The sequence below is a fragment of the Vibrio sp. 10N.239.311.G01 genome, assembly GCF_041465805.1.
In the GTDB taxonomy this organism is placed as follows: Bacteria; Pseudomonadota; Gammaproteobacteria; order Enterobacterales; family Vibrionaceae; genus Vibrio; species Vibrio crassostreae_C.
The window spans coordinates 95,164-121,538 of sequence record NZ_JBFSRM010000016.1 but is presented as its reverse complement, the minus strand read 5'-3'; the positions used below and the strand labels follow the sequence as shown (position 1 = coordinate 121,538).

General features: G+C 44.8%; 20 protein-coding genes. 13 read left to right on the top strand and 7 right to left on the bottom strand.

Annotation, left to right across the window (positions count from 1 at the left end; translation table 11 throughout):
- Positions 1-112: 112 nt before the first annotated feature.
- Positions 113-1,513 carry an asparagine--tRNA ligase gene (gene asnS, locus AB6D06_RS14320; RefSeq protein WP_017060416.1) on the bottom strand — a complete coding sequence of 467 codons (1,401 nt, stop codon included), beginning with the start codon at positions 1,511-1,513 and terminating at the stop codon, positions 113-115.
- A gap of 557 nt (positions 1,514-2,070) precedes the next feature.
- On the opposite strand from asnS, the gene AB6D06_RS14315 reads away from it, so the two are divergent.
- Entirely contained in the window at positions 2,071-3,561 is a 1,491-nt protein-coding gene (locus AB6D06_RS14315) for a SulP family inorganic anion transporter (protein ID WP_372100857.1), read from the top strand.
- A gap of 102 nt (positions 3,562-3,663) precedes the next feature.
- Here AB6D06_RS14315 and AB6D06_RS14310 read toward each other — a convergent pair whose 3' ends face one another.
- Positions 3,664-5,286: a methyl-accepting chemotaxis protein gene (locus AB6D06_RS14310; RefSeq protein ID WP_017065420.1), complete on the bottom strand. Its 1,623-nt coding sequence runs from the start codon at positions 5,284-5,286 to the stop codon at positions 3,664-3,666.
- A 501-nt stretch (positions 5,287-5,787) separates the two neighbouring features.
- On the opposite strand from AB6D06_RS14310, the gene AB6D06_RS14305 reads away from it, so the two are divergent.
- Positions 5,788-5,985, top strand: coding sequence for a hypothetical protein (locus AB6D06_RS14305; protein WP_048611631.1), 198 nt, complete (start codon positions 5,788-5,790; stop codon positions 5,983-5,985).
- Positions 5,986-6,066: 81 nt separating this feature from the next.
- Complete coding sequence (locus AB6D06_RS14300) at positions 6,067-7,209, top strand: amino acid permease (protein ID WP_372110626.1); 1,143 nt, start codon at positions 6,067-6,069, stop codon at positions 7,207-7,209.
- A 133-nt stretch (positions 7,210-7,342) separates the two neighbouring features.
- On the opposite strand, the gene AB6D06_RS14295 is transcribed toward AB6D06_RS14300, so the two are convergent.
- The 3 genes from AB6D06_RS14295 to AB6D06_RS14285 all read right to left on the bottom strand — a co-directional run bounded on the left by AB6D06_RS14295 (position 7,343) and on the right by AB6D06_RS14285 (position 10,987).
- On the bottom strand, positions 7,343-8,704 hold the full coding sequence (locus tag AB6D06_RS14295; RefSeq protein WP_017060420.1) for an L-serine ammonia-lyase: 1,362 nt from the start codon (positions 8,702-8,704) through the stop codon (positions 7,343-7,345).
- Between the two features lie 120 nt (positions 8,705-8,824).
- Positions 8,825-10,078, bottom strand: a complete 1,254-nt coding sequence (locus AB6D06_RS14290; RefSeq protein ID WP_048609200.1) for an aromatic amino acid transport family protein — start codon at positions 10,076-10,078, stop codon at positions 8,825-8,827.
- 309 nt (positions 10,079-10,387) lie between these two features.
- Positions 10,388-10,987 (bottom strand): CoA pyrophosphatase, encoded by a 600-nt coding sequence (locus AB6D06_RS14285; protein ID WP_102320451.1) that lies wholly within the window; start codon positions 10,985-10,987, stop codon positions 10,388-10,390.
- A gap of 303 nt (positions 10,988-11,290) precedes the next feature.
- Here AB6D06_RS14285 and AB6D06_RS14280 point away from each other — a divergent pair, with 303 nt between their 5' ends.
- On the top strand, positions 11,291-11,833 hold the full coding sequence (locus AB6D06_RS14280) for a heme NO-binding domain-containing protein (protein ID WP_065584176.1): 543 nt from the start codon (positions 11,291-11,293) through the stop codon (positions 11,831-11,833).
- A 1-nt stretch (position 11,834) separates the two neighbouring features.
- Positions 11,835-13,553, top strand: a complete 1,719-nt coding sequence (locus AB6D06_RS14275; RefSeq protein ID WP_017065652.1) for an ATP-binding protein — start codon at positions 11,835-11,837, stop codon at positions 13,551-13,553.
- A gap of 142 nt (positions 13,554-13,695) precedes the next feature.
- On the opposite strand, the gene pabB is transcribed toward AB6D06_RS14275, so the two are convergent.
- The gene (gene pabB / locus AB6D06_RS14270) at positions 13,696-15,075 is read right to left on the bottom strand and encodes an aminodeoxychorismate synthase component I (protein ID WP_372100855.1); all 1,380 of its coding nucleotides are present in this window, start codon (positions 15,073-15,075) and stop codon (positions 13,696-13,698) included.
- Between the two features lie 254 nt (positions 15,076-15,329).
- On the opposite strand from pabB, the gene AB6D06_RS14265 reads away from it, so the two are divergent.
- From AB6D06_RS14265 to AB6D06_RS14230, 8 genes are all read left to right on the top strand, one after another.
- Positions 15,330-16,847, top strand: coding sequence for a fumarate hydratase (locus AB6D06_RS14265; RefSeq protein WP_102320448.1), 1,518 nt, complete (start codon positions 15,330-15,332; stop codon positions 16,845-16,847).
- A 164-nt stretch (positions 16,848-17,011) separates the two neighbouring features.
- Positions 17,012-17,197, top strand: coding sequence for a hypothetical protein (locus AB6D06_RS14260; protein ID WP_004734731.1), 186 nt, complete (start codon positions 17,012-17,014; stop codon positions 17,195-17,197).
- Positions 17,198-17,396: 199 nt separating this feature from the next.
- Positions 17,397-18,770 (top strand): YcjX family protein, encoded by a 1,374-nt coding sequence (locus AB6D06_RS14255; protein ID WP_017067718.1) that lies wholly within the window; start codon positions 17,397-17,399, stop codon positions 18,768-18,770.
- Between the two features lie 14 nt (positions 18,771-18,784).
- Positions 18,785-19,837 carry a YcjF family protein gene (locus tag AB6D06_RS14250; protein ID WP_102333205.1) on the top strand — a complete coding sequence of 351 codons (1,053 nt, stop codon included), beginning with the start codon at positions 18,785-18,787 and terminating at the stop codon, positions 19,835-19,837.
- Between the two features lie 123 nt (positions 19,838-19,960).
- Complete coding sequence (tyrR, locus tag AB6D06_RS14245; RefSeq protein ID WP_372110612.1) at positions 19,961-21,505, top strand: transcriptional regulator TyrR; 1,545 nt, start codon at positions 19,961-19,963, stop codon at positions 21,503-21,505.
- 18 nt (positions 21,506-21,523) lie between these two features.
- A complete protein-coding gene (gene rimJ, locus AB6D06_RS14240; protein ID WP_065584184.1) occupies positions 21,524-22,111 on the top strand; it encodes a ribosomal protein S5-alanine N-acetyltransferase in 588 nt (195 codons plus the stop codon).
- Between the two features lie 152 nt (positions 22,112-22,263).
- Positions 22,264-22,737: a DUF2947 domain-containing protein gene (locus AB6D06_RS14235; RefSeq protein ID WP_017060433.1), complete on the top strand. Its 474-nt coding sequence runs from the start codon at positions 22,264-22,266 to the stop codon at positions 22,735-22,737.
- Between the two features lie 268 nt (positions 22,738-23,005).
- Positions 23,006-23,221, top strand: coding sequence for a hypothetical protein (locus tag AB6D06_RS14230; RefSeq protein WP_372100853.1), 216 nt, complete (start codon positions 23,006-23,008; stop codon positions 23,219-23,221).
- A 171-nt stretch (positions 23,222-23,392) separates the two neighbouring features.
- Here the strand turns inward: AB6D06_RS14230 and AB6D06_RS14225 are convergent, their stop codons facing one another.
- Positions 23,393-26,233: an Hsp70 family protein gene (locus AB6D06_RS14225; RefSeq protein WP_017067721.1), complete on the bottom strand. Its 2,841-nt coding sequence runs from the start codon at positions 26,231-26,233 to the stop codon at positions 23,393-23,395.
- Positions 26,234-26,375 lie beyond the last annotated feature (142 nt).

Sequence of the window (26,375 nt, the reverse complement as noted above, 5' to 3'; positions counted from 1 at the left end):
GACAGCTCTGAAGGATCCTTCAACCGATCGCTTTGGCTTTAACTGATCGGCATTACCGCAAGTGCGGAGGTTTTTGTTTGTTCTTAACTTTTAATATCGAATAGGTTTCGAATTAGAAGTTTGCAGAGCGTGGTGTACGTGGGAATGGAATCACGTCACGAACGTTACCCATACCTGTTACGTAAGATACTAGACGCTCGAAACCAAGACCGAAACCAGCGTGTGGCACTGTACCGTATTTACGTAGGTCGCGGTACCAGCTCATGTGCTCAGGGTCGATACCCATAGCAATCATACGCTCGTCTAGAATGTCTAGACGCTCTTCACGTTGTGCACCACCGATGATTTCACCGATGCCTGGTGCAAGTACGTCCATTGCTGCAACTGTTTTGCCGTCGTCGTTTAAGCGCATGTAGAAAGCTTTGATGTCTTTCGGGTAGTTCTTAACAATAACAGGTGCTTTGAAGTGCTCTTCAGCTAGGTAACGCTCATGCTCAGAAGACATGTCGATGCCCCACTCAACGTCAAACTCAAATTTCTTACCAGAGTCTAGTAGGATTTGGATTGCGTCAGTGTAGTCAACTTGTGCGAAATCAGCGTCTACGAATTGCTCTAGACGAGTAATTGCTTGCTTGTCGATGCGAGAAGCGAAGAACTCAAGGTCGTCGCGGCGCTCTTCAAGAACAGCAGCGAAAACGTACTTAAGCATGTCTTCAGCCAGTTTCGCTACATCGTTAAGGTCTGCAAACGCAACTTCAGGCTCAACCATCCAGAACTCAGCTAGGTGGCGGCTTGTGTTTGAGTTTTCAGCACGGAACGTAGGACCGAACGTGTAAACCTTGCTTAGTGCACAAGCATAAGCTTCAGCATTAAGTTGGCCAGATACTGTTAGGAACGTCTCTTTACCGAAAAAATCTTCGTTGAAGTCTACGTCGCCTTTTTCAGTGCGTGGTAGGTTTTCCATGTCTAGCGTAGAAACACGGAACATTTCACCAGCGCCTTCTGCATCAGATGCAGTAATAAGCGGAGCAGAAGTCCAGAAGAAACCTTGCTCGTGGTAGAAACGGTGAATCGCTTGAGATAGACAGTTACGTACACGTGCTACTGCGCCAATCACGTTTGTACGTGGACGTAGGTGAGCAACTTCACGAAGGTACTCGATAGAGTGACGCGTCTTAGCCATTGGGTAAGTGTCAGCGTCTTCAACCCAGCCTACAACTTTAACGTCAGTTGCTGCTAGTTCGAAGTCTTGACCTTTCGCAGGAGACTCAACAATCTTACCCGTTACTTCAACAGAGCAGCCAGTTGTTAGCTTTAATACTTCGTTTTCGTAATTATTAAGATTATTAGGAACCACGGCCTGAATCGGGTCGAAACAAGAGCCGTCATAAATGGCAAGGAAAGAGATTCCAGCTTTGGAATCACGACGTGAACGGATCCAGCCGCGAACAGTTACTTCACTGTCTACCGCTAGCTTGCCGCCAAGTACGTCTGTTACAGGCGCGTAAGTCATGTTGATTTCATTCTCCATTGAGGGACAAATTCAACTCAAAGTCTCTGGCATTGCTGCAAATAAATATACATTTGCACAATAATTAGCCGAAACATTAAGTTGTATAAACTTTTTAAATCGATTGAACATATTACCTGTCATACCGACAGCTTCAACCTTTATTCTTGCTTGGTGAAAGAAATATTGTGTCTACTGACGATAAATAGGTTTGAGGGTGTGTTTTTTGTTCGATCTTAGCGTCAGCCTTACCTTTCACCCTATGTGAGCTGCTGAACGAGCATGGCGTAATCGAAACCTTTGTTTTCAATAATGGGAGTGTGATTGTGTTGAGACTCACTCTATATTGGCGCGGATTCAGTCATTTTGGACTTGATCACCTTCTTAATTTCCCACTAAAGTACAAGAGGAGTTTAATATCTACGTGTTAATTACGCCGCCTTAACCCCTGCATTCTCTCTACACCCGCACTTTTCGAGCGCTCGCTCATTCAAGAAAAACAGTCGATCAAATTATGTCTCAACAAGGCAGGACTGGCTGTACAAGTAAAAGAGAATTACATGCTTAATTATTTAAAAAAACACTGGTTATCAAACGTTAAAGGAGATTCATTATCTGGGATTGTGGTTGCACTCGCATTGATCCCTGAAGCCATCGCATTTTCAATTATTGCAGGCGTTGACCCTAAAGTAGGGCTCTATGCCTCGTTCTGTATTTGTGTCGTCACTGCTTTGGTTGGCAGTCGTCCGGGAATGATTTCCGGTGCAACAGGCGCTATGGCGCTACTAATGGTCACTTTAGTGAGAGAGCACGGACTAGAATATCTACTCGCCGCTTCATTTCTAGCTGGCGTCATTCAGATCGCAGCTGGTTATCTCAAGCTTGGTAACCTGATGAATTTCGTTTCCAAATCGGTGATTACTGGATTTGTTAACGCGCTCGCCATTCTAATTTTCATGGCCCAACTTCCTGAATTAATCAACGTCCCTTCAAGCGTTTACGTGTTAGTCGCTTTGGGTTTGGCGATCATTTATCTGCTTCCTTATTTCCCCAAGTTTGGTCGCGCAATACCTTCTCCACTGGTCGCGATTGTTACCCTGACAATCATTAGTTTGCTCTTCGGCTTAGATGTGAGAACGATTGGCGATATGGGCAAGCTTCCCGATTCACTGCCTGTGTTCTTGATTCCTAATATTCCATTCACGTTTGAGACGCTTGCAACCATCCTGCCATATTCGATTGCTCTGTCTCTGGTTGGCTTGTTGGAATCCTTGATGACAGCGACCATAGTCGATGACCTGACTGATACTGAAAGCAATAAAAACAATGAGTGTAAAGGGCAGGGCGTTGCGAACATCGTGGCTTCCCTTTTTGGTGGAATGGCGGGCTGCGCAATGATCGGTCAGTCGATCATTAACATCAAATCAGGTGGCTTAACCCGATTGTCCAGCATGATCGCTGGGGTGGTTTTGTTGCTAATGGTGGTGTTTGTTTCTGATTGGTTGAAGCTGATACCGATGGCCGCTTTAGTGTCTGTGATGACCATGGTTTCTATCGGCACATTCTCATGGCGTTCCATTGTTGAGCTTAAAGATCACACACTGCCAACCAATGTAACCATGCTAGCAACCGTGGCGGTGGTGGTGTTTACTCATAATTTAGCAATAGGTGTTGCGGTTGGCGTGGTGCTGTCGGCTCTGTTTTATGCACATGCCAGCAAATCCATGGTGTTTATATCCGATGAAGTCGTGACAAACGAAATGCACACCATTCACCGAGTAAAAGGCCATGTCTTCTTTGCTTCGTCAGATGCGTTTGTCGACTTATTTGATTATGACAACGCGACCTCTTTAGTGACCATCGATATATCGGATGCGTCATTCTTAGATAATACCTCGGTCGAGGCGCTTGATAAGGTTGTGTTCAAGTTCCGTAAAAAAGGGGCTTACGTTGAAGTGTCAGGAATGGATAGCGTGAGTGCGAACCTGATAGTCAAACACGCGATGTATCACAAGCATAAAGACTTAACCGCGGTTTCCATTACGCACTAATCTTGGTTTACGGTTCTTTTAAAGCCTGAAAGCCTGAAAGCCTGAATTAGACGTTGCTATGAAGATAAAGCGCTCATTGTTGAGCGCTTTTTTGTTGGCGATCTATGACTTCTTCTTTGTACTCGACAAAGTAAACTGATTAATCAGCGATTCAAGATGATCAGATAGCTCTTCTAAGTCATTGCTGATGTTGCGAGTTTCAGCCGCGGATTGCGATGTGTTGTTGGCGTGAGAGGTGATGGTTTCAACCTTTTGTTGAACATCTTGAGTCGCTTGTGTGGTGGATTGCGTTTGCTGCTGAATATTCTGTGCGTGAGCCAGCACCTGTTTCATCTCTTCGACCACACCATTCATTTCAATTGAAAGTGCGTCGATATCGGTTGAGCTTTGATGGGCTTGTTCGCAAACGCGATCGGCAGAAGTCAGCGACTCTTCGCTGCCTTGCTGGAACTGATGAATGATTGACTCAATACTGCCTGTTGCTTCAGCGGTTCGTGATGCAAGATGGCGAACTTCATCAGCCACCACCGCAAACCCACGACCTTGTTCTCCCGCACGTGCCGCTTCAATTGCTGCATTCAAGGCCAGAAGATTGGTTTGGTCAGCAATGCCACGAATCACACTCAATATTGAAGAGACCTCTCCGGTTTGCTCATTGAGTGTCAGTATTTTGTGTTTCACTTCTTCTATGCTGCTAACGAGGTTTTTTATCTCACTGCTTGCTTCGTGTGCTTGGTTGGCACTCTTACACGCCACATCAGCGGTGTGATTGATAAGCTCTGAAGCTGTTAAAGTCGCTTGTTCTACATTGACTTGCTGTGCCTGTATTCCTTCGACATTGTGTTGCACTTCTGCGGTTTCGCTTTGCTGGTCGCTGGCGGCTTGCTCGGTAATTTGCGCGACACTAGTCAGTTGGTTGGCAGACGCATTTAACTTGTGCGAGGTGCTTTGTACCTTTTCTAAGCTGTCAGATACGGTTCCCATGAACGAGTTGATGGAGTTAGCCAGCGTGCCAATCTCATCCTTGCTTTGTTCCGGCAGGCGAGTGGATAGGTTTTTATCGTTGCTGACTTGGGTCATAAAGCGAGAAGTCTGTTGCAGCGGGCGCACGATAATCTTACGAATTAATCCCATCGTAAGGACAAATCCGGCAAACGAGATCACTGCCATAATGCCAATAGCAGCCATGGTTTGAGTGTTAATCAGCGAGTTAACATGGTTAAGGTTATATTCGAGACGAATCGCACCCAAGACTTCACCTTCTGGTGCCATATGACAGGCGACACAATTGGTTCCTCGGTAATCTTCACTCGACTTCATTGGCAGAGCAATAACCAAGCCTTTGCCCCAATCAGCAGAAAAAGGTTCGATAACGGTTTCGCCCGCTAGCGCTCGTTTATCAATATCGTCAACCGGTGTTTGGTTGTCATTACCTGGGCCATATAACTTGCTGACAGCGTCGGCGCGTAAAACACGAACGTCTTCAATGCCTTCTTGAGCCAGTGCTTTCTGACGAAGGGTCTCTTTTTGTGCCATGGTGCCGGTGAGCATCATCATATTGAGGCTATCGAAGTAGTTACTTGCTTTGTCGTGAAGCTGCTCACTTAACACTGAGTTTACAAGTTGCTTTTGTTGCGAATATTGGAAATAGGTCGATATTGCCAGCAAAAAGGTGAACACGATGGCGAGGGCCACTAGGATTTTAAAGGTGATTGTTGAGCGCATAAGGTGTTTGTTTTTATTAATTATAATGACGCAAATACTGTACTAGTAAGAATTCCTACCACCTATGGGGTATAACGAATTGTGTGACCACACTCCGGTTGTGGTTATGTTTTTGTGATGTAGCGAGTTTGTGTCGTGTCTGATGTTGAAATGGAACGCGCTTCAAGCTCCTCGCTGTTCTTAAAACAGACTGTTGTTTTGGGAAAATTGAAGTGCAGCATCGAGTTTTGATTGTGCTGATAATTAGAAAAGCCTAGGTTGTTAATTAGCTCGATGTATTTGTCCGCTTGTCTTTTATCAATAAAGACTATTGTTTTAGACGACTTAGTGGTCAATTTATATCCAAATGGTTGTTTTGTTCAATTTAATAGCAAAAATTGTGGTTATAGCGTTGTGTTTCGAGGCTCATTCGATAAGATGAAAAGACCTCTATGATAGAGGTAGGGCAGCAACGGATACGCTGCTTCAAATACTATGGAATGTGACTTATTGGACACATACATGAAATTCAAGATTACATCACCGATTATTGAACCTACGGAAGGTTCACCACATCAGTTAATGCTTACTCACGCTTCTCGTTTTACCTCTTTTAAGACAAGCTCCCCTTTGAACGCCCTGTTCGACAACGTCTCTGCACGCTTCTTTACCGCTTATCGCTCCTATTGTTATTCGTTTTATAACTTTATTTCTATCTGAACTCCTTTGTCATCCGCTCGATGAACGAAGACTCACATCTATAAAAACTAAACAAATAAGTTAAAAACAATGAATATTAAAATGATGGGTAGCTCCCTAATTATCGCTGGTACCGCTCTCGGTGCTGGTATGCTTGCGATCCCAATGGTATTAGCTCAATTCGGATTGCTTTACGGCACACTGCTTATGGTACTGATCTGCTTCGGTACGACTTACGCAGCATTACTACTTCTAGAAGCGACCATCAAAGCGGGTGGCGGTCTAGGATTAAACTCTATTGCCCGAAAAACCTTGGGTAAACAAGGTCAGTTGCTTACCAACGGCTTGCTATACGCGTTGTTGATTTGCCTATTAATGGCTTACATTCTGGGCGCAGGTGACTTGCTGAGTAAGTTACTGTCTAACTTTGGCGTCGAAATTACCGCGATTACCAGCCAAACCGTGTTTACCTTGCTTGCTGGCGCAGTAGTCGCAAGTGGTACTGGTGTGATTGATAAGCTCAATCGAGCATTGTTCTTCGTGATGCTTGCTAGTTTGTTTGCAACCATGGCCTTCTTAGCGCCGAGCATGACTCAAGAAAACTTGATGCAGGTAACCAGCCATGACCACGTTGACCTAATCAAAACCAGTGCCATCCTGTTTACGAGCTTTGGCTTTATGGTGGTGATTCCAACCTTGGTTTCTTACAACCACGAAGCGACAGACAAACAGCTGCGTAACATGGTGATCATCGGTTCTCTGATCCCATTAGTGTGTTACTTGTGTTGGTTGTTTGCGGTAGTGGGCAACTTGAGTGAAGAGCAATTCAGAAGCTTTGAGAACGTATCAGATTTGATGGCGGCGTTTGAGGCTCAGTCTCCTTGGGTGGGTAACGTTCTGTCTACCTTCACGGGCTTGGCGTTGTTGACCTCTTTCTTTGGTGTGGCGATGGCGTTGTTCAACCAGAACAAAGACATGTTCAACCAAAATACAGCGGTAACGTACTGCATTAGCTTTATCTTGCCGTTGGCTGGTTCATTGCTTGCGGCAGACAAGTTCCTACAAGTACTGAATTACGCAGGTATCATCTTGGTGTTCCTAGCGGTGTTTGTTCCTCTGGTTATGGTCCACAAACAGCGTTTCATGAAAGTTGCTGATGACCGATACCGAGCAGAAGGTGGCAGCGCAATGATGTTGTTCTCACTGCTGTTTGGTTGCTTCCTGCTTATCTCACAAGTGATCTAGTTCTTTGGTCCATTATCTAAGATGCGAATCGAGCATCTTAGATATAAGTGGCCGGAATTCAGATACAAAAAAGGAACGCATCGGCGTTCCTTTTTATTATCTGCTGATTAAAAACAGATTGATTCAAAGGCTATCAACAAACAACCTTAACAGCCAAACCACCTTGAGAAGTCTCACGGTATTTAGCGTTCATGTCTTTACCTGTTTCTAGCATTGTTTCGATAACTTTATCTAGAGAAACAGTAGGAGCAGAAGAACGACGAAGTGCCATACGAGTCGAGTTGATTGCTTTAACTGCAGCAATACCGTTACGCTCGATACATGGTACTTGTACTTGGCCAGCAACTGGGTCACATGTTAGACCTAGGTTGTGCTCCATGCCGATTTCTGCAGCCATACATACTTGCTCAGGGCTACCACCCATAAGCTCAGCAAGACCAGCAGCAGCCATAGAGCATGCCACACCAACTTCACCCTGACAGCCAACTTCAGCACCAGAGATTGAAGCGTTACGCTTGTAAAGACCACCGATCGCGCCAGAAGCTGCGAAGTAACGGATGTAATCTTTCTCTGTCACTGTTTGGATGAACTTATCGTAGTAAGCCAATACAGCAGGGATGATGCCACATGCGCCGTTTGTTGGTGCCGTTACTACACGGCCGCCAGCTGCATTTTCTTCGTTTACTGCGAAAGCAAACATGTTTACCCAGTCAACAACCGACATTGGATCATTGGTTGTTTTTTCTGAAGTCATTAGCTGTTGGCGAAGTGCTGCTGCACGGCGAGGAACACGTAGTGGACCAGGCAGGATACCTTCAGTATTCATACCGCGATCCATACACTCACGCATAGTTTTCCAGATGTTAGCGAAGTAAGTGCGAGACTCTTCGTCTGAGTGGAACGCTGCTTGGTTTTTCATAACCAGTGTACTGATAGAAAGACCGCTTTCTTTGCACTGATTAACCAGCTCTTCAGCTGTTGTGAATTCGTAAGGTGCTTTGATTGGGTTTTCTTCTTCTTTGCCGAAGTTCTCTTCGTCAACGATGAAACCGCCACCAATTGAGTAGTACGTTTTTGAGTATGCAACTTCGTCACCAACCCATGCATGAATGCTCATGCCGTTCTCGTGTAGAGAAAGGTTGCTAGTGTGGAAGTTCATACCGCCATCGCGTGGGAACGATACTGTATGACAGTGCATGCCAACAGGAAGGCGCTCAGTTTCTTCTACGCGAGCAATGAAGCCAGCAATAGAATCGATATCAACACGCTCAGGAGTATTGCCAGCAAGACCCATGATGATTGCGATATCTGTGTGGTGACCTTTCCCTGTCAGTGATAGTGATCCATATACGTCCACGGTGATTTTAGTGATGTCGCGCAATTTTCCCATTGAACGTAGGTCATCAATAAATTCTTTACCCGCTTTCATTGGTCCAACTGTGTGTGAGCTCGATGGACCAACACCGATTTTATAGATATCAAATACACTAATCATAGCGATTACCTCAAAAAGAGAGCCTCCCAAGGGGAGTCGGGAGGCTCATTTATTATCATTATATTTTTTGTCTAATCTCGCGATATAAGATGGATGCCATCTTATAAAAACGGCTTGAGATTAAAGAGCGCCGTAGATTACAGAACTAATAGCCGCTAGACCACATAAAGCTGTAAAGATTTGCACAGGTGCTGAAGTTTTGTACTTAGCCATAGCTGGTACTTTCTGCATCGCGAACACAGGCATTAGGAACAGGATAGCTGCAATCATTGGAGCACCCATTGTTTCAATCATACCTAGGATACTTGGGTTAACTACTGCAACAATCCAAGTTGTAACAACGATGAACGCTAGAGATGCTTTTTCAATCTTAGAGATTGAAGAACCAGAGCGAGACTTGATTAGACCAACAAGACCTTCGTGAGCACCTAGGAAGTGACCGAAGTAGCTAGAAGTAATCGCTGCGAACGCTACTAGAGGACCCATGTAAGAGATAAGTGGAGACTCATGTACGTTAGCTAGGTAAGAAAGAACAGAGATGTTCTGTGCTTGCGCTGTTGCTAGTTGCTCTGGAGATAGAGAAAGCACTACAGAGAATACGAAGAACATTACAAAACCCATCAGCATCATTGCTGCGCCACCAGTGATCGCGTCAGTTTTCTTAACTGCGTCATCACCGTATACACGACGTTGCTCTTTAGAGAACTGTGAAATGATTGGGCTGTGGTTGAAAGAGAACACGATGATTGGAATAGCAAGCCAGATAATAGAAGGCATTGTTGACCATTCTGGGCTTACGTCCATCATTGAAGTGTTCCAATCAGGAACTAGGTAAAAAGATAGCGCTAGTAGGATGAATACTAGTGGGTAAACCATTGCTGAAGTTGCTTTAAGCATCAGCTCTTTACCGAATACAACACCTGCTGTCATAGCAAGGATAAGTGCACCAGAAAGAAGAGGACGAGGAATAGATTCCATACCCATTTGGTTTACTAGGAAAGAATCAACGGTGTTTGTGATACCAACACCGTAGATAAGAACGATCGGGTAGATAGCGAAGAAGTAAGCAAAAGTAATAATGTTTGCGCCAGTCTTACCGAAGTGCTCTTCAACTGTGTCTGTAATATCAGCTTCAGGGTTTTTAGCAGACAGTACGAAACGAGCTAGAGATTTGTGTGCGAACCAAGTCATTGGTGCCGCAATTAGAGCTAGGATAACTAATGGCCAAAAACCACCCGCACCAGCTTTGATTGGAAGGAATAGTACGCCAGCACCAACTGCTGTACCGAATAGTGATAAACACCAGGTAAAATCTTTATAGTTAAACTTGCTTGAATCTTTAACGGCATTTGCCGAAGAAGTTGTTGTGTTCATGTTAAATTACTCATTTTTTGGGAACAGGAAATAAGTCGGGGCTAATTCTGCAGAATTTTCTTCTGCAAAAAATAGATCTAAATCATGTAATGAAACGGCGTGTCACATGATATGCGAAAAACGAATTTTTGATCACGAAAATGGCGTGCTACATGTGATTTATGTTTATGCCTGGTATTAGTTTTATTTATGCGAAAGGCGGGGTTGTATAGATTTATACCAGGGAAACGTTTGCGTAAAATTGCATTAATAAATCTGTTCCATAGAAAGTCTGGATTTTGTTAACAGAGATTAAACAAAACGTAGTTGCTATGTGATTCGTTGCAGTACGTGTTGCTGCAGCGATTGGATAATTTGCGCCGTAACGCCCCAAATTAGGTGCTCTTGGAAAGGCATCGCAAAAACCCGATGCTTGATTTGTTTAAAGTTAACAGTGTGGCTGTGTAACTTGGCTTGGTCTAAAACATAGGTAGCGGGTACCTCAAAAATTGAGGCAACTTCGTTCTCATCAATGATGGCTTCATAGTCAGGATCGACCATGGCAATAATCGGCGTCACAGAAAATTTACTAATAGTACTCAATGCTGGTAATTGCCCAATAATTTTAACTTGATCCGATCGAATTCCCACCTCCTCATGGAGCTCTCTGAGTGCAGTGAATTGCATAGAAGGGTCAGAAAGTTCGTGTTTACCACCAGGAAAGCTGACTTGGCCGGGGTGATGCTTTAAATGAGCCGCTCTTTTAGTAAAAATGACATGTAAACCATCTTCTCTTTCAACTAAACCTACCACCACTGCCGCTTTACGTAATTGCTCGCCACTGATGTGCGAAACACGCTCTACTGACTCAGGATGATAGCCAACGGTAGGGTTAAGTTGGAATTGCTGAAGGAAGTTTTCTTTATTCATATCAAGCCAATATATTGATTATTATGATTTTAAGTATAGACATAACCGTGGGTTGATTACCAATATCGAGTTTTTCTTCATTCACTTTCCCTCTTTTAGTTATCAATTGGGCGTCATGAGAGGCTGTTTACCGATGAATCTCCTCAAAATGACGATTTTTGCTATATTCAATATGTGCATACAGGCGAGTAAGCGTTACCCATGTCATAAAATTGGGTGACGAAACGTAGATTTTTTGTTTAAGAATTTGATAACAATAACTTAGTGGACCATTCTAAAAAGAAATAGAAGAAAAGGTATGAGATGAAAGGAATCATATTCACCGAATTTTTAGAGCTTGTTGAAGACAAGTTTGGGCTAGAGCTTTTGGAAGAAGTTCTAGAAATGTCAGAAGATGAAGGAATCTATACGTCGGTCGGCAGTTACGACCACAAAGACCTTGTCAGGTTGATTATCAACTTGAGTAAGAAAACCGATATTGATGCGGCAAGCTTGCAACGCGTGTTTGGGCAGTCTGTATTTAAGAACTTACTGGCCTCATTACCGAATAAAGCGAGCCTTGCTCACAGCAATACCACCTTTCAATTTATTCAGCACGTAGAGCGTTACATTCATGTTGAAGTGAAGAAGCTCTATCCAGATGCTGAGCCACCTGAATTCAGTTTTATCACCACGAACGAAGCACAACTTGTTTTTGACTACAAAAGCGCAAGGTGTATGTCTCATGTTTGCTTAGGGCTTATTGAAGGATGTGCTGAATACCACGGTGAATCTATCGCGGTGGAGATGACGCCACAAAATGATGACCAAAGCGTGGTTAGGTTTAATCTCAAAGTAGAAAAGTAATATGGATCTGGCATCTGCCCTAGAGAAGAAGCTTAAGCGTCAAATCGCGGCAAGGAAAGCGGCTGAAGGATTGTTGGAACAGAAGAGCCTCGAACTGTTCGAGGCTAACCAACAGCTTGAGCTTGCTTTGCGTCAGTTAGAAAAGCGCTCCAACGCGAATATACGCCGCATTGAATTCCAAGAACAAATCGACAACCTGTTGATTGATTTTGGGCGCGCGTTTCTAAGAAATGATCTCGATGATGTCATGCTATCTGAACTAACGACCAACGTGACTAACAGTTACTTAATCGAAGCCAGTCGTTTGATTCTACCTCCCAAGCTCATCCCTCAGTTACAGACCTATGATTATGGCGATGAGACTGTCGAGGTGTTAGAGCAAGACATTCAAGAACCTCATTGGCAAGACAACCTACTGACCGTGCCCTTAGAGGTTGAAAAAGTCATAGTTGGTGCGTTAATCGTCAGAGTCAGGTTGTTAGACCAAGACTACGAGTTTATCCAAAGCCAACTGTTGTTGGTCACGGACCTTATCTGCAGTGCCTTAACCCATCAACTAGCAATCAACCGAAATATTGAATCACGTAAACGAGCGGAAGAGTCCGAAAGGGCAACGCGTGACTTTGTGGCCATGATTAATCATGAGTTAAGAACTCCACTTAATGGCTTACTAGGCAGTGCCGAGTTGATCAGTGATACCGAACTGAATAGCTCTCAGCGTGAGATAGTGAACAACCTGAGCCAATCTGGAGAGTTTCTCCGAACCATCATTAATGATCTATTGGATTACAGCAAAATCAATGCAGGGATGTTGGAGCTTATTCCAAAGAAATTTGCCCTACGTGATTTGAGAAACACGATTGAAAGCATCTTCGTCAATCGAGCAATTGAGAAGCAGCTCGAATTCAATATCAGTGTTACGTCAAACGTTCCCTCCCATTTCCAAGGCGATTTAGAGCGCATCACACAACTGTTTGTGAACTTAATAGGTAATGCGATTAAATTTACAGAAGAAGGGCATGTGAATGTTGATATTGAGTGGGACAAAAACCAATTTGTTTTCTCTGTAGAAGATACCGGAGTCGGAATTGCTGAATCAGCACATAAGACGCTATTTGAACCTTTTACACAGGCAGATAACTCAAGTAGCCGAAACTATGAGGGCACCGGGCTTGGCTTAGCGATTTGTCGCAAACTGGTGGCTCTGATGAATGGCGATATTGGGGTGACCAGTGTTGTTGGCTCAGGCACGACCTTTACCATCTCGATTCCTCTTCAAGTTGTCGATGTTCCGGCAGAGAGTGATAGTGTCGCCAAGGGCTTTGAGTCTGAAGCGGAATTGTCACTACTTAAAGTGCTGGTGGTTGATGATATTAAGATGAACCAGATCATCATCCAGCAAATGCTTCGTAAACATGAGATTGAACCTGCTATCGCAAGCAATGGTGTCGAAGGGTTTGAACTCGCGTCAGACAATGAATACGATATTGTATTCATGGATTGCAGAATGCCTGTTATGGACGGGTTTGAAGCAACAGAGAAGCTAAGAGAGAAGGGTTACGTTAAATCTATTGTGGCTCTGACCGCCGGAACGACACTTGAAGAACGCGAACGTTGTATTCAGTGTGGGATGGATGACATTTTGAGTAAACCTTACACCGCCAACGATCTGAAAGAGATGCTTAAGAAGTGGGGTGTCTCTGCGGTGAAGGTCGCTTAAACACGCGAATAAAGCGTTGTGAGTTATGTACTCTAACTTACAGACTAAAAAACCGAAGTGATCTTACGATCCTTCGGTTTCTTTTTATATCGAACTTTTGCTAGCCGTTAAGCTACGGAACTCGCAGTTAATGACACTAGGTTTAGCAATCTTCAAGTACCGGTAGAATTCGACTCAGCTTATCCAGTGTTTCTTGGTATTCAGAAGCACAATCACTATCAAATACCACACCACCGCCAGCCCAAGCATAAAGCGTGTTGTTCTCGGCGACTAATGTACGAATGGTAATACTGGTATCCATTCTGCCATTTCGGCTGATGTAGCCAATACTGCCGCAGTACGCTGAACGTCGATGCGGTTCTAACTCTTCAATGATCTGCATCGCGCGAACTTTTGGTGCGCCAGTAATCGAGCCTCCAGGGAAACAGGCTCTCAGAAGGTCAGTTACAGAGTATTGGTCATCAAGGTCCGCTCGTATCGTGCTCACTAAGTGGTGCACGGCAGGGAAGCTTTCAATATCGAAGAGCTTTGGTACATGCACTGTGCCCGGTTTTGCTACTCGGCCAATGTCATTACGAAGTAGGTCGACGATCATCAAGTTTTCCGCCTGATCTTTATCGGCGCTTGCTAGGTCTTGCGCGTTGGCATTATCAATCATCGGGTCCTCAGAACGAGGTCGTGTGCCTTTGATTGGCTTGGTTTCAATGACGTTGTCTTTGAGTTCTAAGAAACGCTCTGGCGAAACACTGATGATTGCGCAGTCGGCCAAACGGATAAAACCCGAAAAGGGCGCTGAGTTGTACTGTTCTAACTTGTCATAAGCCAGCCATTCACTACCTTGGTATTGGGCATTGAAGCGCTGAGCTAAGTTAATCTGATAGCAGTCCCCGGATAACAGGTACTCTTGAACACTATCGAACTTAGTGGCGTAGCTCTCTTCGCTCATATTGGATTGCCACGGTGTGGTTAACCCAAAGGGCGCATGTGATAGGTGTGATTGAGCCATCTGCTGCATTAGCCAATCATGATGTTCATCGATATTGCTACCGACAATACACGCCGTTTTCAATTGGTGGTCAACGATAACAGCCCATTCATACAAGCCAACTGCCATGTCAGGTGCTTCAATATCACGCTTTGCGAGTGATGGAAGTGTCTCGACTCTGCGCCCTAAATCATAGCTAAAATAGCCTAAAGCGCCGCCAACGAATGGCAACTGAGTGTGCTCTTTAGTCGCAGGCAATAATTGTTGCTGATATTGGTCGAGTAGTTCGAAAGGATCAGAGTCTGAAACCTCGCACGTCTCATTAACATTAACGGTCGTTTCTGCACCGATTGTCTCGAAGGTGGCGATGGGTTGAGCAACTAAAATATCGTATCGACTATCAACGTGGCTTTCTGAAGCGGAGCGTAATAGCATTGCCCACGGCAGGTTTTCAATATGAGAAAACAGCTGTTTAGCTAAAGTTGATTGATATTCAAGCGGCTTGATTTGGATAGAGCGAAATTCGTTGTTATTCATTTGTTTAATTTGTGACAAAGAGTTCGATCACTGCATGGCGTGTGAGAGGAAGCAAGAGTATCATAAATTGAAAATAAAATGGGTTCTTGATTAGAACGGAGTAATCCAAGTGGTTTAGTTTAAAGCTATGCAAGCGATTGCTAAAGCAACTAAATACAGCTCAACACAATAAAAAGCTAAACCACCTAATTCGATTTGGCACATATAGTCAAACTGTGAACCCACATGGAACCAGAACAATAAAGAGGCATGCAATGACGGTTATTCGTAAGCAAGATGTGATCAGCAGTGTCGCTGACGCACTTCAGTACATTTCTTATTATCACCCTTTAGACTTTGTCCAAGCCCTAGAAAAAGCGTACGAGAAAGAAGAGAGCCAAGCAGCTAAAGATGCGATCGCTCAGATTCTTATCAACTCGCGCATGTCTGCGGAAGGCCATCGTCCAATTTGTCAGGATACGGGTATTGTTACTTGTTTCGTGAACATCGGTATGGATGTTAGGTGGGAAACGGATCAAACAGTACAACAGATGGTTGATGAAGGCGTTCGTCAAGCTTACAACAACCCAGATAACCCATTGCGTGCATCTGTCCTAATGGACCCTGCAGGTAAGCGTATTAATACCAAAGACAACACACCAGCGGTTGTCCACATTAATATGATTCCAGGCAACAAAGTTGAAATTCAAATCGCGGCTAAGGGCGGCGGTTCTGAGAACAAAACCAAGATGGTTATGTTGAACCCTTCTGATGATATTGCAGAATGGGTAGAGAAGACGTTACCAACAATGGGTGCAGGCTGGTGTCCACCGGGTATGCTAGGTATAGGCATCGGCGGTACGGCTGAGAAAGCAGCTGTGCTAGCGAAAGAATCTTTGATGGAACACATCGATATCCAAGAGCTTATCGAGAAAGGTCCTGAGAACGCAGAAGAAGAGCTTCGTTTAGACATCTTCAACCGTGTAAACAAGCTTGGCATTGGTGCACAAGGTCTTGGCGGTCTCACTACTGTGGTTGATGTAAAAATCAAAACAGCACCAACTCATGCTGCTTCTAAGCCTGTATGTTTGATCCCGAACTGTGCAGCAACGCGTCACGTTCACTTCACACTAGATGGCAGCGGCCCAGCAGAGCTAACGCCACCTAAGTTAGAAGAGTGGCCAGACATCACTTGGGAAGCGGGCGCAAATACACGTCGTGTTAACCTTGATGAAGTGACTAAAGAAGACGTACAAGAGTGGAAGACCGGCGAAACGGTTCTTCTGTCAGGTAAGATCTTAACCGGTCGTGATGCTGCTCATAAACGTATTCAAGGCATGCTAGAAAGCGGCGAAGGCTTACCAGCCGGCGTTGATTTCAAAGGCAAGTTCATTTACTACGTGGGTCCTGTTGATGCTGTAGGTGATGAAGCGGTAGGTCCTGCGGGCCCAACAACTTCAACACGTATGGATAAGTTCACTGACATGATGCTGAACGAAACTGGCATTATGGGCATGATCGGTAAAGCGGAACGTGGCCCTGCAACGGTTGAATCAATCAAAGAGCACAAAGCGGTTTACCTAATGGCGGTTGGTGGTGCAGCTTATTTAGTCGCAAAAGCAATTAAAAAAGCACGCGTTGTTGCGTTTGAAGATCTCGGTATGGAAGCGATTTACGAGTTTGAAGTTGAAGATATGCCTGTAACGGTAGCGGTTGACTCTAACGGCGTGAACGCACACCAGATCGGCCCTGACACGTGGAAAGTGAAGATTGCTGAAGCTGAGAAAGCGTAATTAATCGACGCCAAAAAATCGTAATTGTCGCTAACTTCAGCGTTTGAATTGCAATTTTTGACAGAAAGTTAAAGACAAAAGTGCAGCATTATCTGCACTTTTGTCTTATTATCAATGATATAGTGATAAACACATAGTTTGATATAAGAACATAGGAGAGAGGAATGCCTCGTTTTATTCAGATCCTACAGATTATCTTGGCAGTGGTGATTGGTGCTTTTGTTGGCTACGACCTGATCTTGAAAGGGATCAGTATCTTTGATAATAAATACGTGACGATTACATGTGCGCTTTGGCTAATTGCAGAGATTGCACTGTTTGTTATCTACAAGTTGATTGAAGACGATTAGACGTCGGATATCGTGCAAAAATTCTAAAGCCCCTGATTATGAATGTAGTCAGGGGCTTTTATTCATCTAGCATTAAGAATGTGTATTGCATACTCATCAACATAAGCAAAAGCATACAAACTATCCCAACGGGGAAAGAACATAGGCTTGCCTTTCTATTATCATAACCAGCTAGCCTAACTATCACGGAGTCGTTCAAATGAAACACCTAACTCAAGAAATGAGTGACTTTATAAGCAGAGGAACGGATTCTCATATTCGAGTAGCGGTCACGGGGCTCTCTCGTGCGGGTAAGACAGCATTCATTACTTCGCTGGTTAATCAGCTTCTTCATACGTCTACCCACAAAAACTTGCCACTGCTTGCATCTGCGAGAGATGGAAGAATTATTGGCGCAAAGCGCATCCCGCAACACAACATGATGATTCCACGCTTCTCTTATGATGAAGCGATGGAGTCGTTGAATGCACAGCCACCAGAATGGCCAGTGCCAACGCGTGATGTCAGTGAGATTCGTCTAGCAATCAAATATAAGCCTGCGAAGGGCGCGAAAAAGCTACTGAGTAAAAACAGCACCCTTTATCTCGATATTGTCGATTATCCAGGTGAATGGCTGCTTGATTTGCCGTTACTGGATATGGACTTCGATACCTGGAGCCAATCTCAGTTTGCCGCATTGAAAGGCGACAGAGAAACTTACTCGCAACAGTGGAACGCCATGCGTGGTGATATCGATTTGCTAGCAGAAGCGGACGAAAAGAAACTGGTCGCGATTGCCGATAGCTACACTCAGTACCTTCATACTTGTAAAAGTAACGGGCTGCATTGGGTACAACCGGGTCGATTCGTATTACCCGGTGAGCTTGAAGGCGCGCCTGTGTTGCAATTCTTCCCGTGCATCGCACCTGAGGGTAAGTTCTCAAAAACAAGTAACTATGCGGTACTGAAAGCGCGTTATGAAGAGTATCAACAGAAGGTCGTCAAAGCGTTCTACAAGAATCACTTCGCGACGTTCGACAGACAAATCGTGCTAGTGGATTGCTTACAGCCACTTAATGCGGGCTATGACTCTTTCATGGACATGCGTGGCGCGTTAGAACAGTTACTTAAGAGCTTTAAGTACGGTCGAAGCAATATCTTAAGACGTTTATTCGCGCCGAAGATCGACAAGATCTTGTTTGCAGCCACAAAAGCTGACCACGTGACACCGGATCAACATCCGAACTTGGTGTCACTGTTACAACAGATGGTGCATCCAGCTTGGCAGCAGGCGGCGTTTGAACACATCGACATGAGTTGTATGAGTATCGCGTCTATTCAAGCGACCAGCGCGGGTTATATCTCGTCGGGTTCAGACAATGTTCCGGCGTTGCAAGGTGTGACTTTGGATAATGTCCCTCAAACCATGTATCCGGGAGAGGTGCCGCGTAAGTTGCCTAATAAACAGTATTGGGAAACCAACCAGTTTGATTTCACGAGCTTTAGACCGATGGAGCAACATTCCGATGAGCCTTGCCAACATCTAAGAGTCGACAAGGTTTTAGAGTATCTCATTGGCGACAAGTTGAAGTAATTGAGGCAATCAAAATGAGTGAATTAAAAACAAAGCAGGTCTTTAATGAACCGTTGAAGACCTCTTTTGATGAGCAAGACAAGAGTGACGTTGGCCCGGATTTAGGCGCTCAACAACTGTTCACAGAGCAAGAGAAATTTGTCCCTGTCGCACCGCAAGTGAAAGCTGATCTTGATGGTGAAGCTGAGCAGCAATTGGAACAAGTGATTCGACCGAGCAAAAAGAAGAAGTGGTTTGGAACGGGTTTATTGGTCGCTTTCTCTGGCCTAGTTGGATGGCAGGCAATTGATTCGGTCATTACCGCGATTCAATCGGCTGACTGGCTGGCGTTAGGTTGGGCAGGCTTCATTGCTGCCATTGCTTCATTGGGTTTAGGCGCAATAGGCAAAGAGCTGTGGAAACTGCGTTCACTTAAAGATCACTTTAGTGTGCAAGAGCAGAGTGAAGAGCTACTCCAAAGTCAAAGTGTCGGCAAGGGCAAAGCGTTCTGTGAAAACATCGCCAAGCAAGGTGGCATTATCGCTGAGTCTCCTTCGTACGATAAGTGGCGAAACAGCATTAACCCAGCACACAGTGATGCAGAAGTGTTGGATATGTACGATGCGTTAGTCGTGAGTCAACAAGACAAAGTAGCGACTCAAATCGTCACTAAGTTTTCGACCGAATCGGCGGCTTTGGTCGCGGTGAGTCCATTGGCGGCGGCTGATATGTTGTTGGTGGCTTGGCGGAATTTCACCATGATAGACAAGCTTGCTGATGTGTATGGCATTGAGCTTGGCTACTGGTCTCGCATTAAGCTATTTAAACTGGTGTTAATCAACATGGCCGCTGCAGGAGCAAGTGAGCTCGCGATTGATGCAAGTATGGATCTCGTCTCGATGGATCTTGCAGGCAAAGTCTCAGCTCGAGCAGGGCAGGGGCTAGGTGTCGGTATCCTTACTGCAAGACTGGGCTTAAAAGCCATGACATTGCTGCGTCCTATGCCTTGGCATAACGAACGAAAAGTAAAACTGGCAGACCTCCGCAAAGCCGTCCTTTCTGAAATAAAGCGTATCACTCTTAAATAAAGCATTTGAAGCTCAATAGTTTGAGAAGAAGAGTAAACATATGTTTACTCTTCTTCTTGACTGAACTCAGAGCTTAATCCACACTACTGTCAACTTATCCTGACACCTATAATAGGACTATTTGTGCGTCTTGAAGTATTGTGTGAAGACAGACTCGGCTTAACGCGTGAGTTGCTCGATATCTTGGCCTCAAAAAGCATTGATTTAAGAGGAATCGAAATTGATGTTAAAGGTATTATTTATCTAAACTGCCCTGATATTGATTTTGATGCTTTTAGTGAACTTATGGCTGAAATTCGCCGAATTTCAGGTGTGAAGGATGTACGTAAAATCCAATTTATGCCAAGCGAAAGGCATAACACAGAGCTGATTGCTCTGCTGGCAAACCTACCTGATCCTGTTATTGCGATTGACCTTAAAGGCTTAGTCGATATGGCTAACCACGCTGCATTGAACCTTTTTAATAAGCAAGAAGACGCAGTCATCGGTGAACCGCTAGCGACGTTTGTTCCTAGCTTTAACTTTGCTCGCTGGATCGAAGGCGATGTAACGCGTCATCGTGAAGTTGTCGTGTTAGATGGTTTAGATTTCTCTATTGAGATCCTGCCGATTTACCTTGGTGGTGATGTCAACGAAGCGGTACTGGCAAGCGCAGTAATGACGATTCGCTCTTGTAATCAAGAGATGAACTCGCCAGATTCAATCCCAGAACAGAACAACCTAGGTTTCGAACACTTTGTTGGTGTCTCTAATCGCCATAAAGCCTTGATCAGCCAAGCTAAGAAATTGGCTATGCTGGATCAGCCTCTATTAATTGAAGGCGATACAGGGACAGGCAAAGAGATGTTGGCAAAAGCGTGTCATAACCGTTCAAATCGATCGTCTTTCCCATTCTTGATTCTAAGCTGTGCATCGATGCCTGATGACGTAGCGGAAACGGAATTGTTTGGTCATGCGCCGGGTTCATTCAACCATGAGCAAGGTCATAAAGGTATTTTCGAACAAGCGAATGGCGGTACCGTATTTTTAGATGAAATTGGCGAGATGAGCCCGCATCTACAAATCAAGCTGCTGCGTTTCCTACAAGATGGTTCATTCCGTCGTGTTGGTGAAGAAGAAGAGATGCACGCTGATGTTCGTATTATTGCATCAACGCGCCACCGTCTTTCTGAATTAGCCGACTCGGGTTCGTTCCGTGAAGATTTGTTTTACCGCTTGAATGTACTGACTCTGTCTATCCCTGCATTGCGTGAACGCTCAAACGACGTAGCGCCACTGTTGGAACTGTTCGTTGCAAAGTACGCGCAGCAGTTAGGTATGTTAAAACCAAAACTGACTCAAGAGTTAGTCGACCAGCTTGGTAATTACCAATGGCCGGGCAACATTCGTCAGTTAGACAACATGGTTCTACGCGCACTAACAGAGTTGGATTCAGACACGCTAACGGTTGAGCAATTCCACTTGCCACAGCTTGAAACAATGACGGCTGGAATGGCGAACCTGAGCTTAGACGGCTCGCTCGATGAGATCATGAAAGACTATGAATCTCAGATTCTAGAGAAGCTTTATCAGTCTTTCCCATCAAGCCGTAAGCTAGCAAAACGTTTGAATGTTTCTCATACCTCAATTGCGAATAAGCTTCGTGATTACGGTATCAGAAAGAACTGATCGAATAAGAACAAGATTATGGAAGATTTGAGTACACCAGAGCGCATTTATAAGCATGATGGTAATCTGATTCTACGCACGGCTGAAATCGATGATGCTGGCATGATCAGCGAGTACTTTCAGGTTAACAGAGAGTATCTGAAACCTTGGGAACCGATTCGCGAAGACGCGTTCTTTGATAGAGCGAGTTGGGCGCAGCGACTGATCAAGTTAAACGAGCTTCATAAAATGGGGCTAGGCTATTACTGTTTACTGATTAACGCTGACTCTAATGAAATGTTAGGCACCATATCGTTCAGTAATTTGTCTCGTTTCCCGTTCTACGCTTGTAATGTCGGTTACTCATTGGCGCAAAGTGCACAGGGCCACGGTTACATGCGCAGAGGTTTGAACATGGCCAAAGACTACATGTTTGATGTGCAGAACATGCACCGCTTAATGGCGGGCTACATGCCTCACAACGAACGCAGTGCTGGCGTATTAGAACATCTTGGTTTTGTCCGAGAAGGTTTTGCTAAAGACTACCTACAGATTAACGGTAAATGGGAAGACCATATACTGACGGCATTAGTTAACCCAAACTGGGAAGATAGACGCGCTGTATAGAGATCAATAGTCATTAGGCGTAAGTACCAATTAAGCGTAAATACAGATTTAGAGGCAGTGACGACATAGATAAAATGAAACCGTCACTGCATCAAAAAGAACAGATAGGCATGGTAAATCCATCAGCCTGAGAAGATATTTGAGGAATTTTGATGTCATACACAACTTTGGACGAATACCAAAGAAAATGGATTTTCACACACCAGTCAATGCCGCTGCCGGCAGAGGACTTGGAAAAGATTAAGCCAATGACACAGGCGAGAGCTTCTCAGTTCTGGAAAGAGAACGTGAGCCCTCAAAGCCCAGACGCAGAACGACTGAGCTCGCAAGACTGGCCAAGCAAAGCATCGAACTGGAATGAAGAGATCAGCTGGATGGCGCATTGGGAAGCGGATGAGCCTGAAATGCCAGAAGAGATTCTTAACTTTATTGATTGGCAAGATGACGTAACTGTTTATTTTTGTTATGAAAAGTACAATGTTCTTGAAACCAAATGGGCGATTTTCAAGAAGCATTGGAAGAACTTTTTGTTCTACGATGATGGCCCGATTTTAATCGGTCGTCGTCGTTCAGAAGCCCTTTGGTTTGCTACCAATGGCAAGGTGAAAATCGGTAACCGTGCTTAATCTCGGTGTGATTTAATCGAGTGAGTGTTGGTGTTTCGATCAACAGATAGAAAAACAAAAAGCGAGCATCGAGCTCGCTTTTTTTGTGCCTAATGATCTTCGAAGATCATGGGGAAAGACCCACTATTTGAGCCCAACTAAAGGTGACCATATCCACTCATTTAAAGCGAGTGAATTACGAAATTGAGATCGCTATCTCATTGGGTTAGTTGAAGTTTCATGGGGTTGAGCTATCTTTATATTACTGCCTTAGTGGAGGTGAAGTATTATGATTTGGGATACTCTCGAACGTGTAAATAAACTTCGCAAGGAAGCAATGGAGGATCCAGAGTTTTTGGATTCAGCAAAAATGCATGAGGAATGGCTTTTAAGCGAAACTCATAATCAATCGAACAAAGGAGCAAAAGAGAAGAAACCGAAAAAACTATCTGACATTTATGAAAATACGGATTTTCCTATCAACCCAATTGGAACCAAACATTAACAATGATGAACTGCAACACGGCTAAGGCTCTTAACCAAAAAGCTATAAGTCGATTACACATACCAGCCTTAAGCCACCAATAAAAAAGCCACTTTCAACGAATCGAAAGTGGCTTTTTCTTTTCTTGCTAGCTTCTTTACCATTAGCAACGAAAGCTAATCGTTTTCAAACCTAGTTATTGATTAGGCTTAATCCGCTTGGTAACGCATCACCAAACACACGCTTAGATTCACTCTCAGAAAGCTCAGTCACTTCACTCACTAGTGTTAACCATGAGTCAGGTACCTTGCTTTGCTTAAGCTTCTCAATCACTTGATTGCGATAGTCGTCAGAGATATCAAACTGACGGTCACCGGTTTTTCGACAAATCATCACCGCTGCGAAGGCGATCATCTGCTCTTTCTGCCAGTTCTGTTCAAGCAGTTTTGGTAACCACTGTTCAGCTTGCTCTCTAGGAATTACGCTGTGTTGGCTGCCATACAAAGGCGTTCTTGATGCTAATCGTCCTAGCGCCCACCAGTGAGCCTGTTCAAATTGGTTATGGTTGATCGCTTTGCTTAAGAACCAACTTGCCAGCAGCACTTTGTCTTCAACCTCAAGTTGCTCAAGTGACGCCGCTAAACGGACCATGGCTTCATAACCATTATCTTGCGCATCTTTGGCTGTCTTAGGGTTCTTCATTGCACCTGGGTGAAGGTATTTAGCGATGTCAGCCAAGATACTCTCTTGCTGCTCTTGGTTTAGCCCACCAGCGACACGACGCCAGAATACCCACCAGTCTGTCCAGCCTTGGTGGTTCTTGAACTGAATGTTCTGTTGGTAAAGGCCCCAAATCTGTTCGATACGCCATGAGTCAGTCGGATCGCCAAAGCCAGGACGTAGCGAGTATCCCGCCAAACGTAGCCAGTTCTTCTCGTGTGCTTCTGAGCGGCGACGACGTTTACGACCTAATGAGAAGGTATCAAATAGATGACGAAGGGTCGTGAAGTCCCATTCATCGCGTTTACCTAGTCGCTTCTCAAGATCTTTCGATAGTGTTTTGATCTCTTTCGATTCAGCACTCTTCTTGTTGCCGCTGTACAGGCGAGAAATCAACTCCTTACACTCTTCCAATCTTGGGTGAAGCGCGGAGGTATCAGATTCATCGCCTTGCTTGTTTCTTACTTCAAACTCAAGCAACCAACGCTTAGAGTCATCTTCTATACTCACACACTCCATTTTCAATGTGCCGACTTCGGTTAACTGACAAGCGAGCAGTACTTCGACGCGTTCTTTTTGGTTGGCTTGAAGCTCTGCAGTACCAGACCCTTCCAGCGTAGAAATATAAGGTGGAAGAGGGGAGAACAAGTCGGCATCCACATTGACCATCACACCGTTTTGAATGGCGGTGTCATGAGCAATTTGATCGTGTGTTGAAGTCAGAAGATTAAATCGTACTGGCTCACCTAAAGTCAGCGAGAAACGACGGCTGTTCAAGCGTATCTCTTGGCCTTCTTCGGTTCCTTTGGCAAGCAGACAAAGCGCTTTACCCATCTTGTTTTTCTCTTGCAGATGCAAGAAGTAAGAACGGGCAGCACCGCCACCGATTTTCAGCTGTGCACCGCGGCGTGCTTTACCAAAGGCAACCGCGCCAAGGGCAACAGACCAATCTGGATGAGGGTTATCAAGTACTGTGATAGGAGAACCGTTCCAGTTGCCCAGTAGCTGAGTAATTCGCTCTGTTACCAGTTCACTGTTAAACACACCACCATTGAGCAGCACGCCAACTGGAATTGCAGGTTTGGTGTCATCGAACTCAATAGAGTCTGAGTTTTCCAATGCGGCTTTAGACACTTGTTGGTGCGTTGCTAGGAATTCTGCAACGTGCTTACTCACCGCAGGGTCAGCCACGTAAGGCAGACCAAACTCAACCACAGCACTGCGGCGTTTGTCGGGTGTTTCAGTAAACTCAGAAAGCGGGAAGAAACCTTCCAATGCGATTTGATGGACTTCTTGTTTAGTTAAACCAATACTCTTAGTACCGCCAAGCAGTTTTGAACCGCTGCCCAGCATGGTGATCTTTACATCATCGGGCGCATTGGCAGAAAGCAGGCTCTCTTTTGCGGCGCGAGTCTGTTGAATCAGTTTGGTTAGGCTAGAGGCATTCAGCTTTTTGTTTTGATTGAAGCGTTGCTCTGCAAGGTGGGCAAGGGCTAAATCGAGGTTATCACCACCAAGCATCAAGTGTTCACCAACACCAATACGGTCGAGTGCGAGCTCGTTATTACCGTCGCTGTTCGCATCGAATTTGGCTTCAATTAAGCTTAAATCGGTGGTACCACCTCCAACATCACACACTAGAATCAGTGGGATTTGTTGAAGTTCATCTGCTGCGGTTTGTTGGTGACGGGCATACCAGTCATAACAAACGGCTTGCGGCTCTTCGAGTAATAGAATCTTACCTAAGCCCGCCAGTTCTGCGGCTTCGAGTGTTAGCTTGCGTGCTGTCTCATCGAAGGAAGCAGGAACGGTAACCACAACATCTTGGTCTTCAAGCTTGTTGCTCGGGTTACGGTAGTTCCATGCTTGGCGAATGTGGTTGAGGTAGCTTGCACTCGCCACAACTGGCGAGACTTTATCGACATCTGCTGCGCCTGCCCAAGGCAGAATGTCGGAGTTACGATCCACCGCTTGGTGTGACAGCCAACTCTTAGCACTCGATACTTGGCGGCCTTCAACCTTAGCGCCTAATTCACGTGCCCATTCACCGACGATAACGTTCTTAATATCGCCTTCAACGGGGCTTGGTTCCCACGGCATTGTCAGGTCAGAAGGGGATATTTGACCTTGTGCTGGGTGGTAACGAAAGGATGGGAGTAAGGGCTTGCGAACCACTTCACCGGGGCCGATGAGTTGGTCAATATCGAAAAGAGAAACGGGAGCATGTTGTAGGTCGTCGTTGATTTCACAGTAAGCGACAACCGTATTGGTTGTACCTAAGTCAATGCCGACTAAAAAACGAGGAGTTGCCATACAAAACCTTATTCTTCCAGAGTGATGACCAGTTTTTTGATAGCTTTGGTCTTATTGTTGTTATTCGTAAACGTCATTCCTGAGAAACAGGCAGGACTAGATTGAGAAATGCATTGATAAAGTAACGGCACCCGCTAAGGTG